Origin of the sequence: Streptosporangium sp. NPDC049078 (assembly GCF_040648855.1) — a bacterium.
In the GTDB taxonomy this organism is placed as follows: Bacteria; Actinomycetota; Actinomycetes; order Streptosporangiales; family Streptosporangiaceae; genus Streptosporangium.
Window position 1 is genome coordinate 22188 of sequence record NZ_JBEZEL010000025.1, and the last position, 16840, is coordinate 39027.

The following is a 16840-nucleotide window of genomic DNA, read 5'->3' on the forward strand; positions in this document are numbered from 1 at the left end:
GAAGGAGCGCCGTGCGCGTCGCCCTCTTCGTCACCTGCGTGAACGACACGCTGTTTCCCGGCACCGGGCGGGCGGTCGTCACGCTGCTGCGCCGCCTAGGATGCGACGTCGACTTCCCCGGCGCCCAGACCTGCTGCGGCCAGATGCACGTCAACACGGGATATCCCGAGGAGGGCCGGCGGCTCGCGCGGCACTTCGTGGACGTCTTCGCCCCCTACGACGCGGTCGTCGCACCGTCGGGATCGTGCGCCGCGATGGTCCGCGAGCAGTATCCCCGGCTCGCCCGCACCGCCGTCGCCCCCGCCCGGGTCAGGACCGGGAGCCCCGGAGGGCTGATCACCGGGACCGTCGGGACCTCGGCGCCCCGGGCGGTTCCGCCGAGAGGCTCGGGTCCCGCTCCGGCGCCTCTCGCGGGCGGGTCGGAGTCGCCTGCTCCGCCGAGGGACCCGCGCCCCGGCCCGGCGCCCCGCGAGGGTGAGTCAGGGTCCTTCGCCGCCGAGGTGGCCGAGCTGGTGCCCAAGGTCTACGACCTCTCCGAGTTCCTCGTCGACGTCCTCGGCGTCACCGACGTGGGCGCCTACTTCCCGCACCGGGTGACCTACCACCCGACCTGCCACTCGATGCGGATCCTGCGCGTGGGAGACCGGCCCACCCGGCTGCTGGAGCAGGTCAGGGGGCTGGAACTGGTCCCGCTCCCCGGTGCCGACGAGTGCTGCGGCTTCGGCGGCACCTTCGCGGTGAAGAACCCGGCGATCTCCGCGGCGATGTGCGCCGACAAGGTGCACAACGTCGCGACCACCGGTGCCGAGGTGCTGTGCGCCGCCGACAACTCCTGCCTGATGCACATCGGCGGCACCCTGAGACGCCAGCGCACCGGTGTGCGGATCATGCATCTCGCCGAGATCCTCGCCGCCACGGAGACCACCCGATGAGCGGCCCGGCCACCGGTGAGAGAGCCGTCGGCGAGAGGAGCGTCGGTGAGAGGGGCGTTGACGAGGAGAGCGTCGACGAGAGGACTCACGTGAGGGAGGTCCACCGGTGAGCGGCACGTTCCTGGGCATGCCCGCCTTCCCGGCGAACGCCGCGGTCGCCGTGCGGGACTCGCAGCTCAGATACAACCTCCGCAGGGCCACCCGCACGATCCGCGGCAAGCGGGCCTTCGTGGTCGACGAGCTGCCCGACTGGGCCGAGCTCCGCCGGGCGGGCAAGGAGATCAAGGACCACACCCTGCGCAACCTGGAGCACTACCTGCTCCGCATGGAGGAGGCCGTCACCGCCGCGGGCGGTCACGTCCACTGGGCGGCCGACGCCGAGGAGGCGAACAGGATCGTCGCCGACCTGGTCAAGGCCACCGGCGAGACCACCGTGGTCAAGGTCAAGTCGATGGCCACCCAGGAGATCGGCCTCAACGAGGCACTCCAGGCGGAGGGCATCACCGCCTACGAGACCGACCTGGCCGAGCTGATCGTCCAGCTCGGTGACGACTGGCCCTCGCACATCCTGGTCCCGGCGATCCACCGCAACCGTTCGGAGATCCGCGAGATCTTCCAGGAGAAGATGGCCGACTGGGGCCGTGCGGCGCCCGAGGACCTGACCGACGAGCCCCGCGCCCTCGCCGAGGCCGCCAGGCTCCACCTGCGCGAACGTTTCCTGTCGACCAAGGTCGCCGTCTCCGGCGCCAACTTCATGATCGCCGAGACCGGCACGCTGGTGGTGCTGGAGTCCGAGGGCAACGGGCGGATGTGTCTCACCCTGCCCGAGACGCTGATCAGCGTGGTCGGCATCGAGAAACTGCTGCCGAGCTGGCGGGACCTGGAGGTCTTCCTCCAGCTGCTGCCCAGGAGCTCCACCGGCGAGCGGATGAACCCCTACACCTCCACCTGGACGGGCGCGACCGAGGGCCAGGAGTTCCACCTGGTGCTGCTCGACAACGGCCGCACGAACGTGCTCGCCGACGAGGTGGGCCGCCAGGCGTTGCGTTGCATCCGCTGCTCCGCCTGCCTCAACGTCTGCCCGGTCTACGAGCGCGCCGGAGGCCACGCGTACGGGTCGGTCTATCCGGGACCGATCGGCGCGATCCTCACCCCGCAGCTGCGCGGGACCGCCTCGGAGCTGGACGCGTCGCTGCCTTACGCCTCGACCCTCTGCGGCGCCTGCTTCGACGCCTGCCCGGTCGCGATCGACATCCCCGAGGTCCTGGTCCACCTGCGCGGCAAGGTCCGCCACGCGCGCGCCGAGCGCCTGGGCATGCGCGCCGCAGGGTGGGTGTTCGACCGCCCCACGCGGCTGGCGCGCGCCCAGCGGTTCGGCGGGCGCCTGCGCAGGTTCGTCCCCGGCCGCCTGCCGGGGCCGCTCTCCGCCTGGACCGACACCCGTGACATTCCCGACATCCCCGCCGAGTCCTTCCGCGACTGGTGGAACCGTACCGACGGAGGTGCCCGATGACCGCCGGAGCAGCGTCCCCCGCGCCTGGTCCCGGGCGGCCGTCCGGTGCCTCCTCGGGGGCGGGTGCCCTCTCCGGCAAGAGCGGTTCCTCGGCCACGGGTGGTCTTTCCGGTACGGGTGGCTCCTCGGCTACGGGTGGTTTCTCCGGTACGGGTGGCTCCTCGGGTTCGGGTGGTTTCTCCGGTACGGGGGCCAAGGAGCGGATTCTGGCGAGGATCCGCTCCGCCGTGGCAGGAGCGCCCGACGTCGAGATCACCCGCGCCTACCGCACGTCACCGGAGTCGGTGGCCCCGGAGGGCGTGGTGGAGTTGTTCGCCGAGCGTGTGGCCGACTACCGGGCCGTCGTGCACGTGGTGGACGAGGCGGAGGTCGCCGCGACGGTCGCGGCGGCGCTGGCCCGGCGGGGCGCCGGCCGACTGGTCGTCCCCGAAGGGCTGCCGCCGGAGTGGGCTCCGGACGACCCGGTCACCGACGACCCTCCGCTGAGCGCGGTGGAACTGGACGGGGTGGACGGGGTCGTCACCGGATGCGCGGTCGCGATCGCGGTGACCGGCACCATCGTGCTGGACGCCGGACCCGGCCAGGGGCGGCGGGCACTCACCCTGGTCCCCGACTACCACCTGTGCGTGGTGCGGGCCGGGCAGATCGTGGCCGGGGTCCCCGAGGCCGTCGGCAGGCTCGACCCCACCAGGCCGCTGACCTGGATCAGCGGCCCCTCCGCGACCAGCGACATCGAGCTGAACCGGGTGGAGGGCGTGCACGGCCCACGCACGCTGGAGGTCGTCATCGTCCGCTGAGCCGTCGTACCCCCAGCCGGTTCGGCGGGGACGATCCTCGCCGACGGGAGGTCGTCGCCCGCTGAGCCGTACCCCGAGCCGACTCGGTCCGGATGATCGCCACCGGCTCGTCGTCCGTCGAGGCGTTCCCTTCGGATCCCGATCCGGCCCGTCCGGGCCGGATCGGGATCTTGCGCGGGCGGGGTTCGCCGGGGTGAGGTTGGGACCACACATCTCCCGGCAAGGAGGGCGCGTGACCGCCTTCGTCCCCGATCCGCCGATCCTGACCGGCCGGCTCGTGATCCGGCCTTTTCGCCTGGGTGACGCCCCCCGCGTCCGCTCGGTGATCAGGGCGCGTGACAGGTTCCTGCCGCCAGGCGCCCCTGGGCACCCGTCGGGCATCTCCCAGTGGCTCTCCCACGGGGTGCACGAACTGCGCCGCTCCGGCCAGGGCGTGCACCTGGCGATGGAGGCCGACGGGCTGATCGTGGGCGCGATCAGCTTCTTCAGGACCCTCTGGGGTGCGGGGACCACCGAGGTCGGGTACGGGGTGCATCCGCTGCACCGGGACCGGGGCTACGCCACCGAAGCCCTGCTCGGTGTGGCGCGCTGGGTGTTCGAGACCACGGAGATACGCAGGATCGAGCTTCGCGCCGGCCTGGACAACACGGCCTCCCTCCGGGTCGCGGAGAAGGCCGGTTTCGTCAGGGAGGGCGTACTTCGCGCCGCCGAGCTGGGGGAGGACGGTCCGCGCGACATCGTGGTGTTCGGAATGCTCAGAAGTGATCTGTCCTGATCCACGCGGGATTTTCGTGTCGCGGGTGGCGCGATGGACGTCATGCCTGGCCGGGAAGGGGGAGGGGTGCGCGGGGTGTGGAACGGCGGCGTGGCCATGCTGGACGTCTCCCGCGAGCCGGGCTAGCGTGCCAGGGCGTGTGATCCAGATGGCCCGGAGGGTGAGGGAGTGTCGCCACCACCGGTCCAATCCGCACCACCCGTCACACCCGTGTGAGAAAAGACGTATTTACCGATCCGTTACCTGTCCATGGAGTGGCTTTATCGGATATTGTCGCGAGTCGCCACTGCGTAACCCCAGGTCAAGGTCATTGGAGTCCCCGTTCCATGAAACCGCCGCTGCTGCTCATCGGGCAGGGCTCGCACGACGACAATGGATCTGCTGAATTCGGTAGGTTCGTCCATCGGCTGCGTTGCCGCCTGGATCAGAAGGCCGTGGACGTCTCCGGTGGCTACATCGCCAGGGCCAGGCCGCGCCTCAGCGACTCCGTCGCCTCGTTGGTCGCTCGCGGGCACCACCGGATGGTGGCCCAGCCGATGAGCCTGGCCGGAGACGTGTGGCTCGGCGCGGACATCCCCTCGGCGATGGCCCGCGAGCAGGAGAGGCACCCCATGCTGACCTGCGACTACGGCCGTCCCCTCGGCTCGGACCCGCGCATCCTCGCGCTGCTCGCCGAGCGTCTGGCCGACGCGGCGGCCGAGGTCGCCAGCCTCCGGCTCGTCCCGGCCGCCGCCGGGGTGTTCGACGACGAGCCCGAGCACATCGAGATCGGCGAGACCGCCGTGGTCCTGGTCGGCGACGGCTCCACCAGTCCCGAGACGAACGCCGACGTGCACCGGGTCTCCCGCCTCTTCTGGGAGACCCACGCCCACGAGTACATGACGGTGGAGACGGCCTTCGTCTCCCTCACCCCGCCCGGCGTGCCCGGCGGCATCGAGCGCTGCCGCCGCCTCGGCGCCAAGCGCGTGATCGTCGTCCCCTACCTGCTGTTCGCCGGTGGCCTGCTCGACCGCGTCTGGGCGCAGGCGATGGCCTACGCGGCCGGGCACCCGAATCTGGACGTCCGCTGCGCCGACGTCATCGGCGACTGCGAGGGCCTGGCCGACGTGGTCATCGAGCGCTACGAGGAGGCGCTCAGCGGCATCGCCTGGTGATCCGTCGGTTCTCGGCGGGTCGGTATGACTTTTCGGTATTTTCCCGAAAATCCGGATTCAAGGGAGAATGATCACATGACCACCCTTGAGGAGACCATCGCGGCGATTCGTCCCGCGGACCCGGCGGCCGTCGCGGAGGCCCGCGCCCACCAGGACCGCCTGACCAAGCCCCGTGGCGCGCTGGGCGCCCTGGAGGACGTGGCGGTACGGCTGGCGGGAGCCGCGGCGGTGAGTCCTCCGCCCCTCCCCGCTCCCGCGGCTCTGGCGATCTTCGCGGCCGACCACGGCGTCCACGCCAGAGGCGTGAGCCCGTGGCCGAGGGAGGTCACGCTGCAGATGGTCGGCAACTTCCTCGCGGGCGGCGCCGTGGCCAACGCCTTCGCCGTCCAGGCCGGCGTCTCGGTGACGGTCGTCGACGTCGGCGTGGCCGCCGACCTCGACCCCGCGCCCGGCCTGACGATCAGCAAGGTCGCGTACGGCACCGCAGACCTGTCCGCCGGACCCGCGATGACCCCCGAGCAGGCGGTTGCGGCACTGGAGGCCGGCATCGCCGCGGCCCGCGACCTCGTCGAGGGAGGCGCCCGCTGCCTGATCACCGGCGACATGGGCATCGCCAACACCACCGCCTCGGCCGCGCTGATCTGCGCGTTCACCGGGCACGACGCGGCCGTGGTGACCGGCAGGGGCACCGGTGTCGACGACGAGACCCTCGCGCGCAAGGTCGAGGTGGTCCGCGAGGCCCTGCGGGCGAACGGCCTGGAGCACGGACGGGACAGTGCCTCGGAGATGTCCGCGCTGCGGACGCTGGCCGCGGTCGGCGGCCTGGAGCACGCGGCGATCGCCGGATTCGTCCTCGCCGGGGCCGCCCTTCGCGTACCGGTCATCCTGGACGGTGTCATCGCCGGGGCGGCGGCGCTGGCGGCGGCGGCCCTCGCCCCCGACGTCGTCGACCACTGTGTGGCGGGGCACCGTTCGGCCGAGCCCGGACACGCCGTCGCGCTGGATCACCTCGGACTGCGGCCCCTGGTCGAGCTGGAACTCCGGCTCGGCGAGGGTACGGGTGGCCTGCTCGCCCACCCCATCGTCTGCGCGGCCGTCAGGGTGATGCACGAGGTCGCGACCTTCGACTCCGCCGGTGTGACGGACAAGGAAACCTGATCCAACCGTCACGGTCGCGGCTTGTCCGCAGATCAGCCGCGCGAATCCTCCGGCTTCGGTCGCGGGGAGGAAGCCAAGTACGGAAGGCTTGGAGGGACAGGTTGACAGCGGTCAGCCCAGTCTTGACAGCTGTTAACACGGGCGCAGTGAAGCGGGCGCCATTAGCCGGTAGGTTTACCTCCTAGCACGCCATGCTTCGCAATTCCTCGTGAATGGGAGATCGGTCGCCATGTCGCCCTACCTGCTTGGCTTGCGCCTTTCCGGGCGGCGAGTGCTCGTCGTGGGTGGAGGACGCGTCGCCCAGCGGCGGGTGCCGGCGCTGCTCGACGCGGGCGCCCTGGTCACCGTCGTCTCGACGAGCGTCACGCACGCCCTCGACGACCTCATCGCCACGGGTCGCGTGACCTGGGAGGCGAGGCGCTACCAGGTCGGCGACGTCGACGGGGCCTGGCTGGTGCAGGCCTGCACCAACGACCGCGCGGTGAACGCCGCGGTGGCCGCGGAGGCGGAGGCCAAGCGCATCTGGTGCGTACGCGCCGACGACAAGGACGCCTCGGCGGCCTGGACCCCGGCCAGCGGCAAGGTGGACGAGATCAGCGTGGCGATCACCGCCGGAGGCGACCCCCGCCGCGCCGCCGGGATCAGGGACGCCGTCGTCGGAGCCCTCAGGGACGGCACGGTCGACGCCAGGCGCAACCGTACCAAGCCGGTGGGCGTCGCCCTGGTCGGCGGAGGACCCGGCGACCCCGGCCTGATCACGGTCCGCGGGCGGCAGTTGCTTGCCCAGGCCGACGTGGTCGTCGCCGACCGCCTCGCCCCGCAGCCCCTGCTCGACGAGCTCTCGCCGGACGTCGAGCTGATCGACGCGGCCAAGATCCCCTATGGTCGTTACATGGCCCAGGAGCGGATCAACGAACTGCTGATCGAGCACGCCAAACAGGGCAAATTCGTGGTCAGGCTCAAGGGCGGCGACCCGTTCGTCTTCGGTCGCGGTGGCGAGGAGATGCTCGCCTGCGCCCGCGAGGGCATCCCGGTCATCGTGGTTCCCGGTATCACCAGTCCGATCGCGGTGCCCGCCGCGGCGAACGTCCCCGTGACCCATCGCGGAGTGAGCCAGGAATTTCACGTGATTTCCGTACATGTTCCGCCCGGCGATGAGAGATCCACCGTCGACTGGCCTAATCTGGCAAGATCCGGCGGAACACTGGTGCTTATGATGGCGGTCGAACGAATCGGCGCGATAACCGAAGCGCTGATTCGTGACGGCCGTTCGCCGGAAACTCCCGTAATGGTGGTACAGGACGGTACCCTTCCCACCCAACGTGCTCTTTACGCCACGCTGTCCACCGTGGCGGAGCGCGTGAGCGCGGCTGGGATTCGACCACCTGCGATCGTGATCGTCGGGGATGTCGTGAAGGTCGGCCAGGAGGTCGAGATGGTTCGAGCGGAGCGAGTACCGTGAAATCGGCGTCCAACAGGCCCCCCCAACCGGGTGGTGGCCGTGACCCTCGCCTCGCCGGCACCCCCCAGGAGCCGCCTGACGACACCTCGTCGGACGACAGGGAATCCCCCGGCGAGCAGACGGTGACCTTCGGCGCCATCCGTGCCGACGACGACGCGGCCTCCATCCGCGCCCGCACCCGGCCTCCGGGTGCCCAGCCACCGGGGACAGCCGTTCCCAGGGCGGCCGGCGGCCCCGCCGTGCCCCGGGGCAGGACACCGGGTCCCGCGACCCCGGCCGGAGGAGGCGGCACCGCCGCGCCCTCGGGCAGGACGGCGGGTCCGGCGGGAGGCGGTCCCGCGACCTCCGCCGAGGCGAGCGACCCCGCGGCCCCACCCGCCTCCAAGGAGACGATGGAGGCATTCCACGCCGCGGCCGCCGCCGCACAGGCCAAGATCGAAGCCATCACCGCCTCCCGCGCCCGCGAAGCGGCCGCCAAGCCCGCCTCCCAGGGCACTCAGGGCAACCGTCCGACGGGCACCCAGGGCAACCGCCCGACGAGTCCCTCCCGAGGCGGCCCCGCCACGGCCCCCGGTCAGGGCGGCGGTCAGGGCGGCCCCGCTGCCCCCGGTGTCCCTCGCGGAGGCGCTCCCTCCGCGCCCGGCACGACTCCTGGTCAGGGGGTTCGTCCTTCCGCGGGTGTCCCCCGTGGAGGTGCTCCCGCCTCGCCCGGCGCGGCCCCCCGCCCCGGGACCCCCGCTCCCCGTGGCGTCCCCGCCTCGCCGGGTGCTCCTGCTTCTCCGGGCGCTCCCCGTGGGGGCACACCCCCGGCTGCTCCTCGTGGGGGCACGCCTACGGCTCCTCAGGGCACTCCCCGAGGGCAGGGCGCCCCCGGTGGCCCTCCGGGGGCCTCTCGCGGAGGCGCCGCAGCCGGCTCTCCCGGCGCCGCCTTCCGCCCGGGTGCACCCGTTCCTCCGAGCGCTCCGGGCGGTGCCGACGCCGCTCCCGGCGCGGCCTTCCGTTCGGGTGCACCTGTGCCTCCGAGCGCACGTGCCGGCGCGGACGTCGCCCCCGGTGCGGCCTTCCGTCCCGGTGCTCCTGTCCCTCCATCCGCACCCGCTGATGCGGATGCCGCTCCCGGTGCGCTTTTCCGTCCGGGTGCACCCGTTCCTCCGAACGTCCCTCGCACCGGTGGCCCCGCCAGGCCCTCGTCCGGTGCTCCCGCACCCCCGGCCGAACCCGGCGCGATCTTCCGTCCGGGTGCTCCGGTGCCTCCGAGCGCGCCTGCCGGTGGGGATGCCGCTCCCGGTGCGCTTTTCCGTCCCGGTGCACCCGTTCCTCCGACGAACGTCCCTCGCACCGCCGGCCCCGCCACCTCCCCGTCCGGAACCGACACCGAGGCTCCCGCCTCCCAGGAAGTCCCGGACCCTGCGCGGGAGACAGGGGTCTCCGCCTCCGGCACCGCTGTTGAGGAAGCCCTCTCCCGGTCCGAGGGCGGCGCCCCCGGCAGCGACTCCGGCACCGGAGGCGCTCCGCCCCTTCGCGCGAGCAGGGCGGAGGAGAAGCAGGAACGATCCGACAAGGACGCGGAGCCGGACGAGGTCGTTCCCGGCACGACTTCGCAGGAACGTCGGAACGACTCCGAGGACGGCGCGGAGAGCGACGGCGGCACACCGGGCACCACCGGCCTCGTCGAGGACGACGAGGCCGAGAGCGGTGAGGGCCGGCGCGACGCCACGGTCGCCACCGCAGACACCGGCATCGCCGACGAAACCGCGAGTGACGCCGAGCCCTCCGCGACCGCCGACGAGACGCCGGGCGAGAACGAGGACGGGGGCGACGACGCGGCCGGTGACGATGTCCGGGACGAGGCCGGAACCGTCGACGGCGGCGAGGAGATCAAGAACGAGGAGACCCAGGGCGAGGAAACCCAGGGCGAGACCGACGAACTCCGAAGTGAGGACGGCGAACGTCGAGGCGAGGACGAGGAACCCCGGGACGAGGACGAAGAGCGCCGAGGCGAGGGCGAGGAGGCGGCGCCGGACGGGACGCGGGAGACCGCGCTTCCCGAGGCCGTCTCCGAGGCACTGAGCAACGCGCTCACCGCCGTACGCGCCGGCGTCACCGACCTCACCTTCGGCCTTGACCTCCCCGGCGCGGAGGAGGCGAGGCGGGTCCAGGGCGAGATCCTCGCCCAGCTCGACGACTACGTGATCCCGCGCGTCCACACGAGCACCGCGCCCGCGCTCGTCGTGGTCGCGGGTTCCACCGGCGCGGGCAAGTCCACGCTTCTCAACACCCTGGCCAAAGCCAAGATCAGCGCGACCGGAGTACGCCGCCCGACGACCGGCACGCCCATCCTGGCCTGCCACCCCGACGACCACGAGTGGTTCACCGAGAGCGACCTGCTCGGCAGCCTGCGGCGGCTCAGCGAGCCCGACCCCGAGGCCGCCTCGGGGAGCCTCGTGCTCGTCTCCACCGAGCACCTTCCCTCCGGTGTCGCCCTGCTCGACACCCCCGACATCGACTCGGTCGTCGAGGAGCACCACGAGATCGCCCACCGCATGCTCGACGCGGCCGATCTGTGGATCTTCGTCACCACCGCCGCCCGGTACGCCGACGCCCCGGCCTGGCGGCTGCTGCGCCTGGCCAAGGAGCGTGGAGCCCGCCTGGCCATCGTGCTCTCCCGGGTGCCGCCCAGGTCCCGAGAAGTGATCACCAAGCACTTCGTCAGGATGCTCACCGAGTACGGCCTCGGCGAGGTCGAGCGGTTCGTCATCAACGAGACCAGGGTCACCGACGGGATGCTCCCCGACGCCGAGGTGAGCGAACTGCGCCAGTGGCTCACGGATCTCTCGGTCGACGACCGGCGCCGCGCGCAGGCCGTACGGGCGACCCTGGACGGGGTGCTGAACAGCTTCCGCACCCGCGTTCCCGCCCTCGCCAAGCACCTGGAGATTCAGGTCGCCTTCCGGAGGGACCTGCGCGGCGACGTGGACGGCGCCTACGCCCGCGCGATGGCCGACGTCGACAAGAGCACCGAGGACGGTTCGCTGCTCAGGGGTGAGGTGCTCGCCCGCTGGCAGGACTTCGCCGGGTCCGGCGACCTCATGCGTACCCTCCACCTGCGCAAGCCGAGCCGCTTCGGCGGCAAGGCGAACCAGCAGGCGCCCGAGCGGATCAGCGCGCTGAAGTCCGCGTTGCGTGCGGGGCTGGAGTCGGTGGTCGTCTCGGCGGCGCAGCGGGCCTCTGAGGAGGCCGCCTCGCGCTGGCTGAACCGCCCCGGCGCGCAGGAGGCCCTGGCCGCGTCCCCCGATCTCGGCCGTCCTTCCGACGACTTCGCGCGCAGGACCGGCCGGGCCGTCGCGGCCTGGCAGGAGCACATCATCGAGCTGATACGCACCGAGGGGGTGACCAAACGGGCGGTGGCGAGGGTGATCTCGTTCGACGACGAGTCCCTCTCGCTGATCCTGACCATCGGGCTGCTCGGTTACGGTTCCTCGGACGAGCGGAACGGCGCCGGGGCACTGCCGCAACGGCTGGTGCACGCGCTGCTCGGCGCGGAGTCGCTGCGCAACCTCGGCGTGAAGGCCCGGAGCGATCTCCGAGCCCGGATCGGCATGCTCTTCGACGACGAGATGGCGCGTTACGCCCAGGCTCTCGACGGTGCGGGCATCCCTGACGAATCCGCCGCCACCCGCCTTTACCAGGCAACGTACAACCTTGAGGTCGCCCGATGAGTGTTGGCACCACCCAGTCAGGCCAGGGTCTCGGCAGCCGGCTCGCCGCGCTGGCTCGGATCGTGGAGCTGGGGCCGGGCAAGGTCGAGCCCAAGCTCCTCACCGAGTCGGGTCAGCTGCTGCTGCGCGCCGGTGACAGGCTGAAGCTCTCCTCCGAGCACACCGTGGTCGCGCTCGCGGGAGGTACGGGCAGCGGCAAGTCGACGCTCTTCAACTCGATCTCCGGCCTGGAACTGTCGCCGACGGGGGTGCGCCGCCCGACCACGGCCCGTACGCACGCCTGCGTCTGGGGCCTGGACGGGGCGGGTCCGCTGCTCGACTGGCTGCAGATCCAGTGGCGGCACCGCTTCGCGCGGGCCAGCGCCCTGGACAAGGACGAGGGCCAGCTTCACGGGCTGATCCTGCTCGACCTGCCCGACCACGACTCCATCCGGGCGCTGACCGACACCGAGGCCGACCGGCTCATCCAGATCGCCGACCTCGTCGTCTGGGTGCTCGACCCGCAGAAGTACGCCGACGCCTCCACGCACCGGCGCTACGTGACCGATCTGGCCGGGCACGAGGCCGTGACGATCTTCGTACTCAACCAGGCCGACAAGCTCGACCAGGAAGAACTGGCCGAGTGCGTCGAGGACCTGGACGGCCTGCTCCGCCGCGAGGGGGTCGAGAACCCCGTGATCGTAACCACCTCGGCGATCATGGGCAGGGGCGTCGACGAGCTCAAGGCCGTCCTCGCCGAGACCGTCTCCAAGCGCAGGGCCGCGACCCAGCGGCTGGAGGCCGATCTCGACCGGCTGACGCTCCGCCTTGCGAAGGTCATGCCCGCGGACGGTGCCTCCCCGCCCTCCGCCATCGACGACGCCCGCAGGATCGGTCTCACCGACGCGCTCTGCGACGCGGTCGGCGTCCCCGCGGTCGGCGAGGCGATGGAGAACGTGTACGCGGCGCGGTCCGGCGAGTGGGTCGGCTGGCCCTACACCCGCTGGGCCGCCAAGCTCCGCCCCGACCCGCTGAAGAGCCTGCGCCTGGGCAAACTGCGAGACGAGATCCGCGGCCTGAGCGGCGGTTCGGTCAGCGCGCAGCCCGCCGAGGTGGACACCGCGGTCCAGGCGCTCACCGACGGCCTGACCTCGGGCATGCACGAGGCGTGGCAGAACGGGATCAGGGACGCCGCGCGCTCCCGCTCCGCGCAGCTGCCCGAGGTGCTCTCCGAGGAGCTGTCGGAGGTCGCGCCGAGGCTGGACAGGGTTCCCGGCTGGTGGCGGTTGCTGCTGGCCTGGCAGTACTTCCTGGTCCTGCTCTTCGTCGCGGGCCTGGCCTGGGTCGGTACGGCCCTCGCCTACGGCGTCTTCGGGCTGGGAACCCTGCCGGATGGGCTGGAGGTGTTCGCCGACGCGGCCTCACTGCCGTGGGTCGGGTTGATGATCTTGTCCGTGCTGGGGCTCGGGGCGCTCACCGCGACGGCGAGCCGCAACTTCGTCGTGCTCGGCGCGGGCAACGAACGTGACGCGCTGGAGCGCGAGATGCGCCGCAGGGTCGCCGGGATCGCCGAGAACATGGTGATCGAGCCGGTGGAGCGGGAGCTGACCCGTTACAACGAGTTCAACTCGGCGATGCGGAGCCTGCGGGACTGATTCCTCCCTCGACGCCCCGGCCTCGATCACTCCCGCATGGGGTGCGAATATCTCCAGCGGACGAAACCCAGGACGGCGACGCCGCCGAAGTAGGCGATCAACACCCCGGCGGGCATCCCCATCGGGCCGTGCTCTTCCCCCGGGCCGACCAGGGCGATGGACAGAAGCGCGGCGACTACGGCACCGACCCCGACGATCGTGAGTGCCGTTGGCCATCCGCCCTTCACGGTGTTCCCGGATGAGGCCCATCGCCCCGCGCGCCGCTCGAAACCCCCGAACACCATGACGAGGAAAGTGAGAATCAGAGCCAGGCAGGCGAGCCAGGGAACGCGCAGGAGCAACCAGAATGCCGACCCGGGCGCGGCGTCGGGCATCACCCCCGTTCCGTAGAGCGCAAGGACACCGACGACGGCGGCGGTCATGTGCCAGAGGAAGAGCGTCATGATCACCGAGTTGATCGCCACGACGACGGTCCACGGTCTCAATCGCCGCAGCCACCGGTTTCCCGGGCCACGCGCGCACAGAGCGATTCCCGTCTGCGTGACGGCCAGCGCTAGAAGGGCGAGCGTAGGGGGAGAGGTGTTCTGTACGCCCTCCCCTCCGAACCCCACCATGCTGACCGGATAGGGGCCGACCACCGTGAGAAGTACGAGGGCGGTGAACCCGACCGCCGCCATCGACAGAGCCACGCTCCGCCGACCCGGCAGGCGCCCGTCCTGCCAGGCGAAGCCGAGCTGATGCACGGCCAACCAGGCGAACAGGAAGTTCGCCTGACCCCCGCGGGGAACGTCCAGCGCCAGACCTGCCAGGTCGCCCGCACCGACCAGCGCCGCCAGGATGATCGGCACGACCAGGCCCACACGCCGATGCAAGGCGTGCATCGGCGGGGTGAGGGCCGTCACGGCGATGTAGACGACCAGGAACCACAACGGGATCGAGGCCAGCCAGACCGCCATACCGATCAGAGCGGGCTCGGCACCCAGCCCTCTGGCCGTCAGAGCCGCCACCACCAGTCCGCCCAGCAGTATCGTCGTCGGGCCCAGAAGCCGAGCCGTCCGGCCCAGCATCCAGCTCACGGCGTTGCCGCCCCGCTTGAGATGGGAGGTGAGGGACGCGGCGTTCGCGAAGCCGCCGACCAGGAAGAACAGGGGCATCACCTGGAACAGCCACGTCAGCGGATGGGTCCACGGGACGACCTGGAGGATGCTGCCACCTTGGAACTCCCCGCCGTCGTGGGTCACATAGATCGCCAGCCAGTGTCCGATCACAACCGCGGTGATCGCGACGGCGCGCAGCAGGTCGACGTAGCGCTCCCGATGCGGCGGTGTCCGCTCGGCCAGCAGCCGCACCCGCCGCCTCATCCTCTGGACGGCCAGAAAGGGGCGCGCTGCCATGTCACCGATGTTTCCCACGCTGGGGGTATTCCTCTGTTTCCCACGATGGGGACATTCCTCCATCCACGCCATACCAAGCGATCTTTCTTCCTGCCCCTCGCCGCCTGATCGGCTCCCACGGATTTCCGCTGGAGTGGAACCGATAGGAAACATGGGACCGGCGCACACATGGGATCGATGCACGCTGCTCGGGGTCGGTAAGACCGGGTCGTCCACAGCTTTCTCGCGCCTCCCGGGTTTTCCCCAGAGCGTGATTCGGTAACCCGTGCGGGGGGCGGGCGAGGCGATCGTGTCCTTCATGCCGCCGGCGCTCGGCCGGCTCTCATGGGAGGCACGATGAACGACATCTACGTCACGCTGACCGGTAACGTCGCGGCCCCGCCGCGCCAGCACACCTTCCCCGACGGCTCCCGGGTGACCTCACTCAAGATCGCCTCAACGAGCCGTTACTACGATCGGGAGAACCAGCAGTGGCGCAACGGTGAGACGACCTACTTCGGTGTCCGCTGCTTCCGGGGGCTCGCCGACAACGTCGCCCAGTCGGTCCAGATGGGCCAGCCGGTCGTGGTCCAGGGGCGGTTGCGGATCCGCGAGTTCGCCCATGAGGGAGAGCGCCGGTTCATGCCCGAGGTGGAGGCCAACTCGCTCGGCCACGACCTGCGCTGGGGGCTCGGGAGCTTCACCAAGCCGCAGCGCGGCGGGCCGGTCGCGGCTCTGGGCAGCGCGGAGCGGATCGAGCTTGACCGTGAGACCTCCGACTGGGCCATGAGCGGCGGCGCCCCCGTCGCGGCCGGGGCTCTCGGCGCCCCGTCTCCGCTGAAGACCGGCTCCGACACCGAGCCCTCCGCGCCGCACGAGGTGGAGATCACGCCGGACGGTGAGGCGACCCACGACGCGATTTCCGCAGGCTCCACCGCTCACCCGGAGCAGGCCACCACTCATGTCTGGGAGGCCGTCGAGGTCCCGCCGCGTCCGGCCGACCCCGGGCTCACCGGACAGGGCCACGGTCCCGCCAGGGAGGAAGCGGCGGAGGGACAGGCCGTGGCCGGAAGGGCGAAGGCGGCGAGAAGCACGACGACGAAGCGGCGAGGCACGACGGGGACACGAGGCCCGAACGCCGGCGAGGCACCCGTCGGGAGCGGACCGGGCGCGCTGAAGACCCACCCAGATACGGGCGACGAGACGCCCTGGCCGACCCGGGCACCCATCGCGGCCTGAGCCGCTTCAGGCGGGGAGGTCTGGACCGCGGACCTCCCCGCCGACCGGGAGCTCAAAGCCGGAGTGCGGGGTGGTGGGCGATGGTCGCGGTCCGCGCTTCTTCAGTGACGCGAGAGGGCAGGTTCGCTCAGCGTGGCCAGGCGTCGCGGGGTACGCGGTAAAGGACGCGTGAGGTCGCGAACCAGTCCCGGTCGAGGAATCTGCCGGTGATCCGCCCCGCCAGGATGAGGTAATACTCCACCTGCTCCCGGAACCCGGCATCATCCGGATCCAGGTCCAGCGCGTAACCCTGGAACGCCTCCTCGCCCACCCTGCCCACATACTCTCCGTCGTGGTAGTAGACCATCCCTTCGTCGGCAAGTTCATACAGGCCGGCCATGTGCCAATGAGCGAGGATGCCCCTTCCTCCGGTGCTCGATTCTTCGGACAGCGTGAAACCCCTGTTCATGGTGACCGAGACAGACCAGCCCGGGGAATGCGTCCCGATCCAGACCAGAGTCTCCTGCTCGTCACTCTCAATCAGGTCGAACGCGGTATCGAGATCGCAGAAAACCCCAGAGCCCGAATCCACCTGGAAACGCTTCGCGGCTTCATCGACATCCTCCGTATCGATCCAGGCCACATCGAAGCGGCTGTTGAGGAGATACTCCTCCAGGAGATCCCACTGGCTCTCCGCAGGCATCGCTCGTACCAGGTTCAACGGACAACTCCTTGCGAAGTTCGAGCAAGTCTGTGAGTGGAGGCGGTTAAACCGCCTCCACTCACAGGCATTCAGCTGGACAATCTGATCATTGTTTGGATCAGCTTACGATCCTGACCAAGAACTGATTGCCGGGCGCGACGCGATAGTCGGCGCAAAAGCCGAGAAGTTCCGCGAGCTGTGCCCCGGCTGCCGCCGCAGCTCGGCGTTCTCGATCCCGAGTTGGGCGTTTTCGCGTTTCAATGCGCTCAATTTTGATGCTAGTGCTTCGATTAAAGTCACAAGCTCGTCGTGCAGTGGTTGCTTTTCCTTGGCGGGAATCGCTCAAGGATAACTCTATGGGGCCGATATTTGTGGCCGTGCCACGCCAGTCGTACGAGGTCG

At 70.9% G+C, this 16840-nt stretch carries 12 protein-coding genes; 10 read left to right on the forward strand and 2 right to left on the reverse strand.

Annotated elements, in window-relative coordinates; genetic code table 11:
* Positions 1-11 precede the first annotated feature (11 nt).
* The 9 genes from AB0B90_RS34515 to AB0B90_RS34555 all read left to right on the forward strand — a co-directional run bounded on the left by AB0B90_RS34515 (position 12) and on the right by AB0B90_RS34555 (position 13144).
* Positions 12-932, forward strand: coding sequence for a heterodisulfide reductase-related iron-sulfur binding cluster (locus AB0B90_RS34515; protein ID WP_350945369.1), 921 nt, complete (start codon positions 12-14; stop codon positions 930-932).
* A 106-nt stretch (positions 933-1038) separates the two neighbouring features.
* Positions 1039-2445, forward strand: coding sequence for a lactate utilization protein B (locus AB0B90_RS34520; protein WP_350945370.1), 1407 nt, complete (start codon positions 1039-1041; stop codon positions 2443-2445).
* Complete coding sequence (locus AB0B90_RS34525) at positions 2442-3242, forward strand: LUD domain-containing protein (RefSeq protein WP_362926391.1); 801 nt, start codon at positions 2442-2444, stop codon at positions 3240-3242. Before AB0B90_RS34520 ends, AB0B90_RS34525 begins: the two co-directional genes overlap by 4 nt.
* Before the next feature lie 232 nt (positions 3243-3474).
* Positions 3475-4017: a GNAT family protein gene (locus AB0B90_RS34530; RefSeq protein WP_350945372.1), complete on the forward strand. Its 543-nt coding sequence runs from the start codon at positions 3475-3477 to the stop codon at positions 4015-4017.
* A gap of 326 nt (positions 4018-4343) precedes the next feature.
* The gene (locus AB0B90_RS34535) at positions 4344-5171 is read left to right on the forward strand and encodes a sirohydrochlorin chelatase (protein ID WP_350945373.1); all 828 of its coding nucleotides are present in this window, start codon (positions 4344-4346) and stop codon (positions 5169-5171) included.
* Between the two features lie 75 nt (positions 5172-5246).
* Complete coding sequence (gene cobT, locus AB0B90_RS34540; protein ID WP_362926392.1) at positions 5247-6329, forward strand: nicotinate-nucleotide--dimethylbenzimidazole phosphoribosyltransferase; 1083 nt, start codon at positions 5247-5249, stop codon at positions 6327-6329.
* 229 nt (positions 6330-6558) lie between these two features.
* Positions 6559-7791 (forward strand): uroporphyrinogen-III C-methyltransferase, encoded by a 1233-nt coding sequence (gene cobA / locus AB0B90_RS34545; RefSeq protein ID WP_350945375.1) that lies wholly within the window; start codon positions 6559-6561, stop codon positions 7789-7791.
* A 1247-nt stretch (positions 7792-9038) separates the two neighbouring features.
* Complete coding sequence (locus AB0B90_RS34550; RefSeq protein WP_362926393.1) at positions 9039-11510, forward strand: dynamin family protein; 2472 nt, start codon at positions 9039-9041, stop codon at positions 11508-11510.
* The gene (locus AB0B90_RS34555) at positions 11507-13144 is read left to right on the forward strand and encodes a GTP-binding protein (protein ID WP_362926394.1); all 1638 of its coding nucleotides are present in this window, start codon (positions 11507-11509) and stop codon (positions 13142-13144) included. The genes AB0B90_RS34550 and AB0B90_RS34555 overlap by 4 nt, the downstream gene beginning before the upstream one ends.
* A gap of 26 nt (positions 13145-13170) precedes the next feature.
* On the opposite strand, the gene AB0B90_RS34560 is transcribed toward AB0B90_RS34555, so the two are convergent.
* Positions 13171-14538 (reverse strand): acyltransferase, encoded by a 1368-nt coding sequence (locus AB0B90_RS34560; RefSeq protein WP_362926395.1) that lies wholly within the window; start codon positions 14536-14538, stop codon positions 13171-13173.
* Between the two features lie 336 nt (positions 14539-14874).
* Here AB0B90_RS34560 and ssb point away from each other — a divergent pair, with 336 nt between their 5' ends.
* Positions 14875-15756 (forward strand): single-stranded DNA-binding protein, encoded by an 882-nt coding sequence (gene ssb, locus AB0B90_RS34565; protein WP_362926396.1) that lies wholly within the window; start codon positions 14875-14877, stop codon positions 15754-15756.
* A gap of 127 nt (positions 15757-15883) precedes the next feature.
* Here the strand turns inward: ssb and AB0B90_RS34570 are convergent, their stop codons facing one another.
* Entirely contained in the window at positions 15884-16456 is a 573-nt protein-coding gene (locus AB0B90_RS34570; protein ID WP_362926397.1) for a hypothetical protein, read from the reverse strand.
* Positions 16457-16840: the final 384 nt, after the last annotated feature.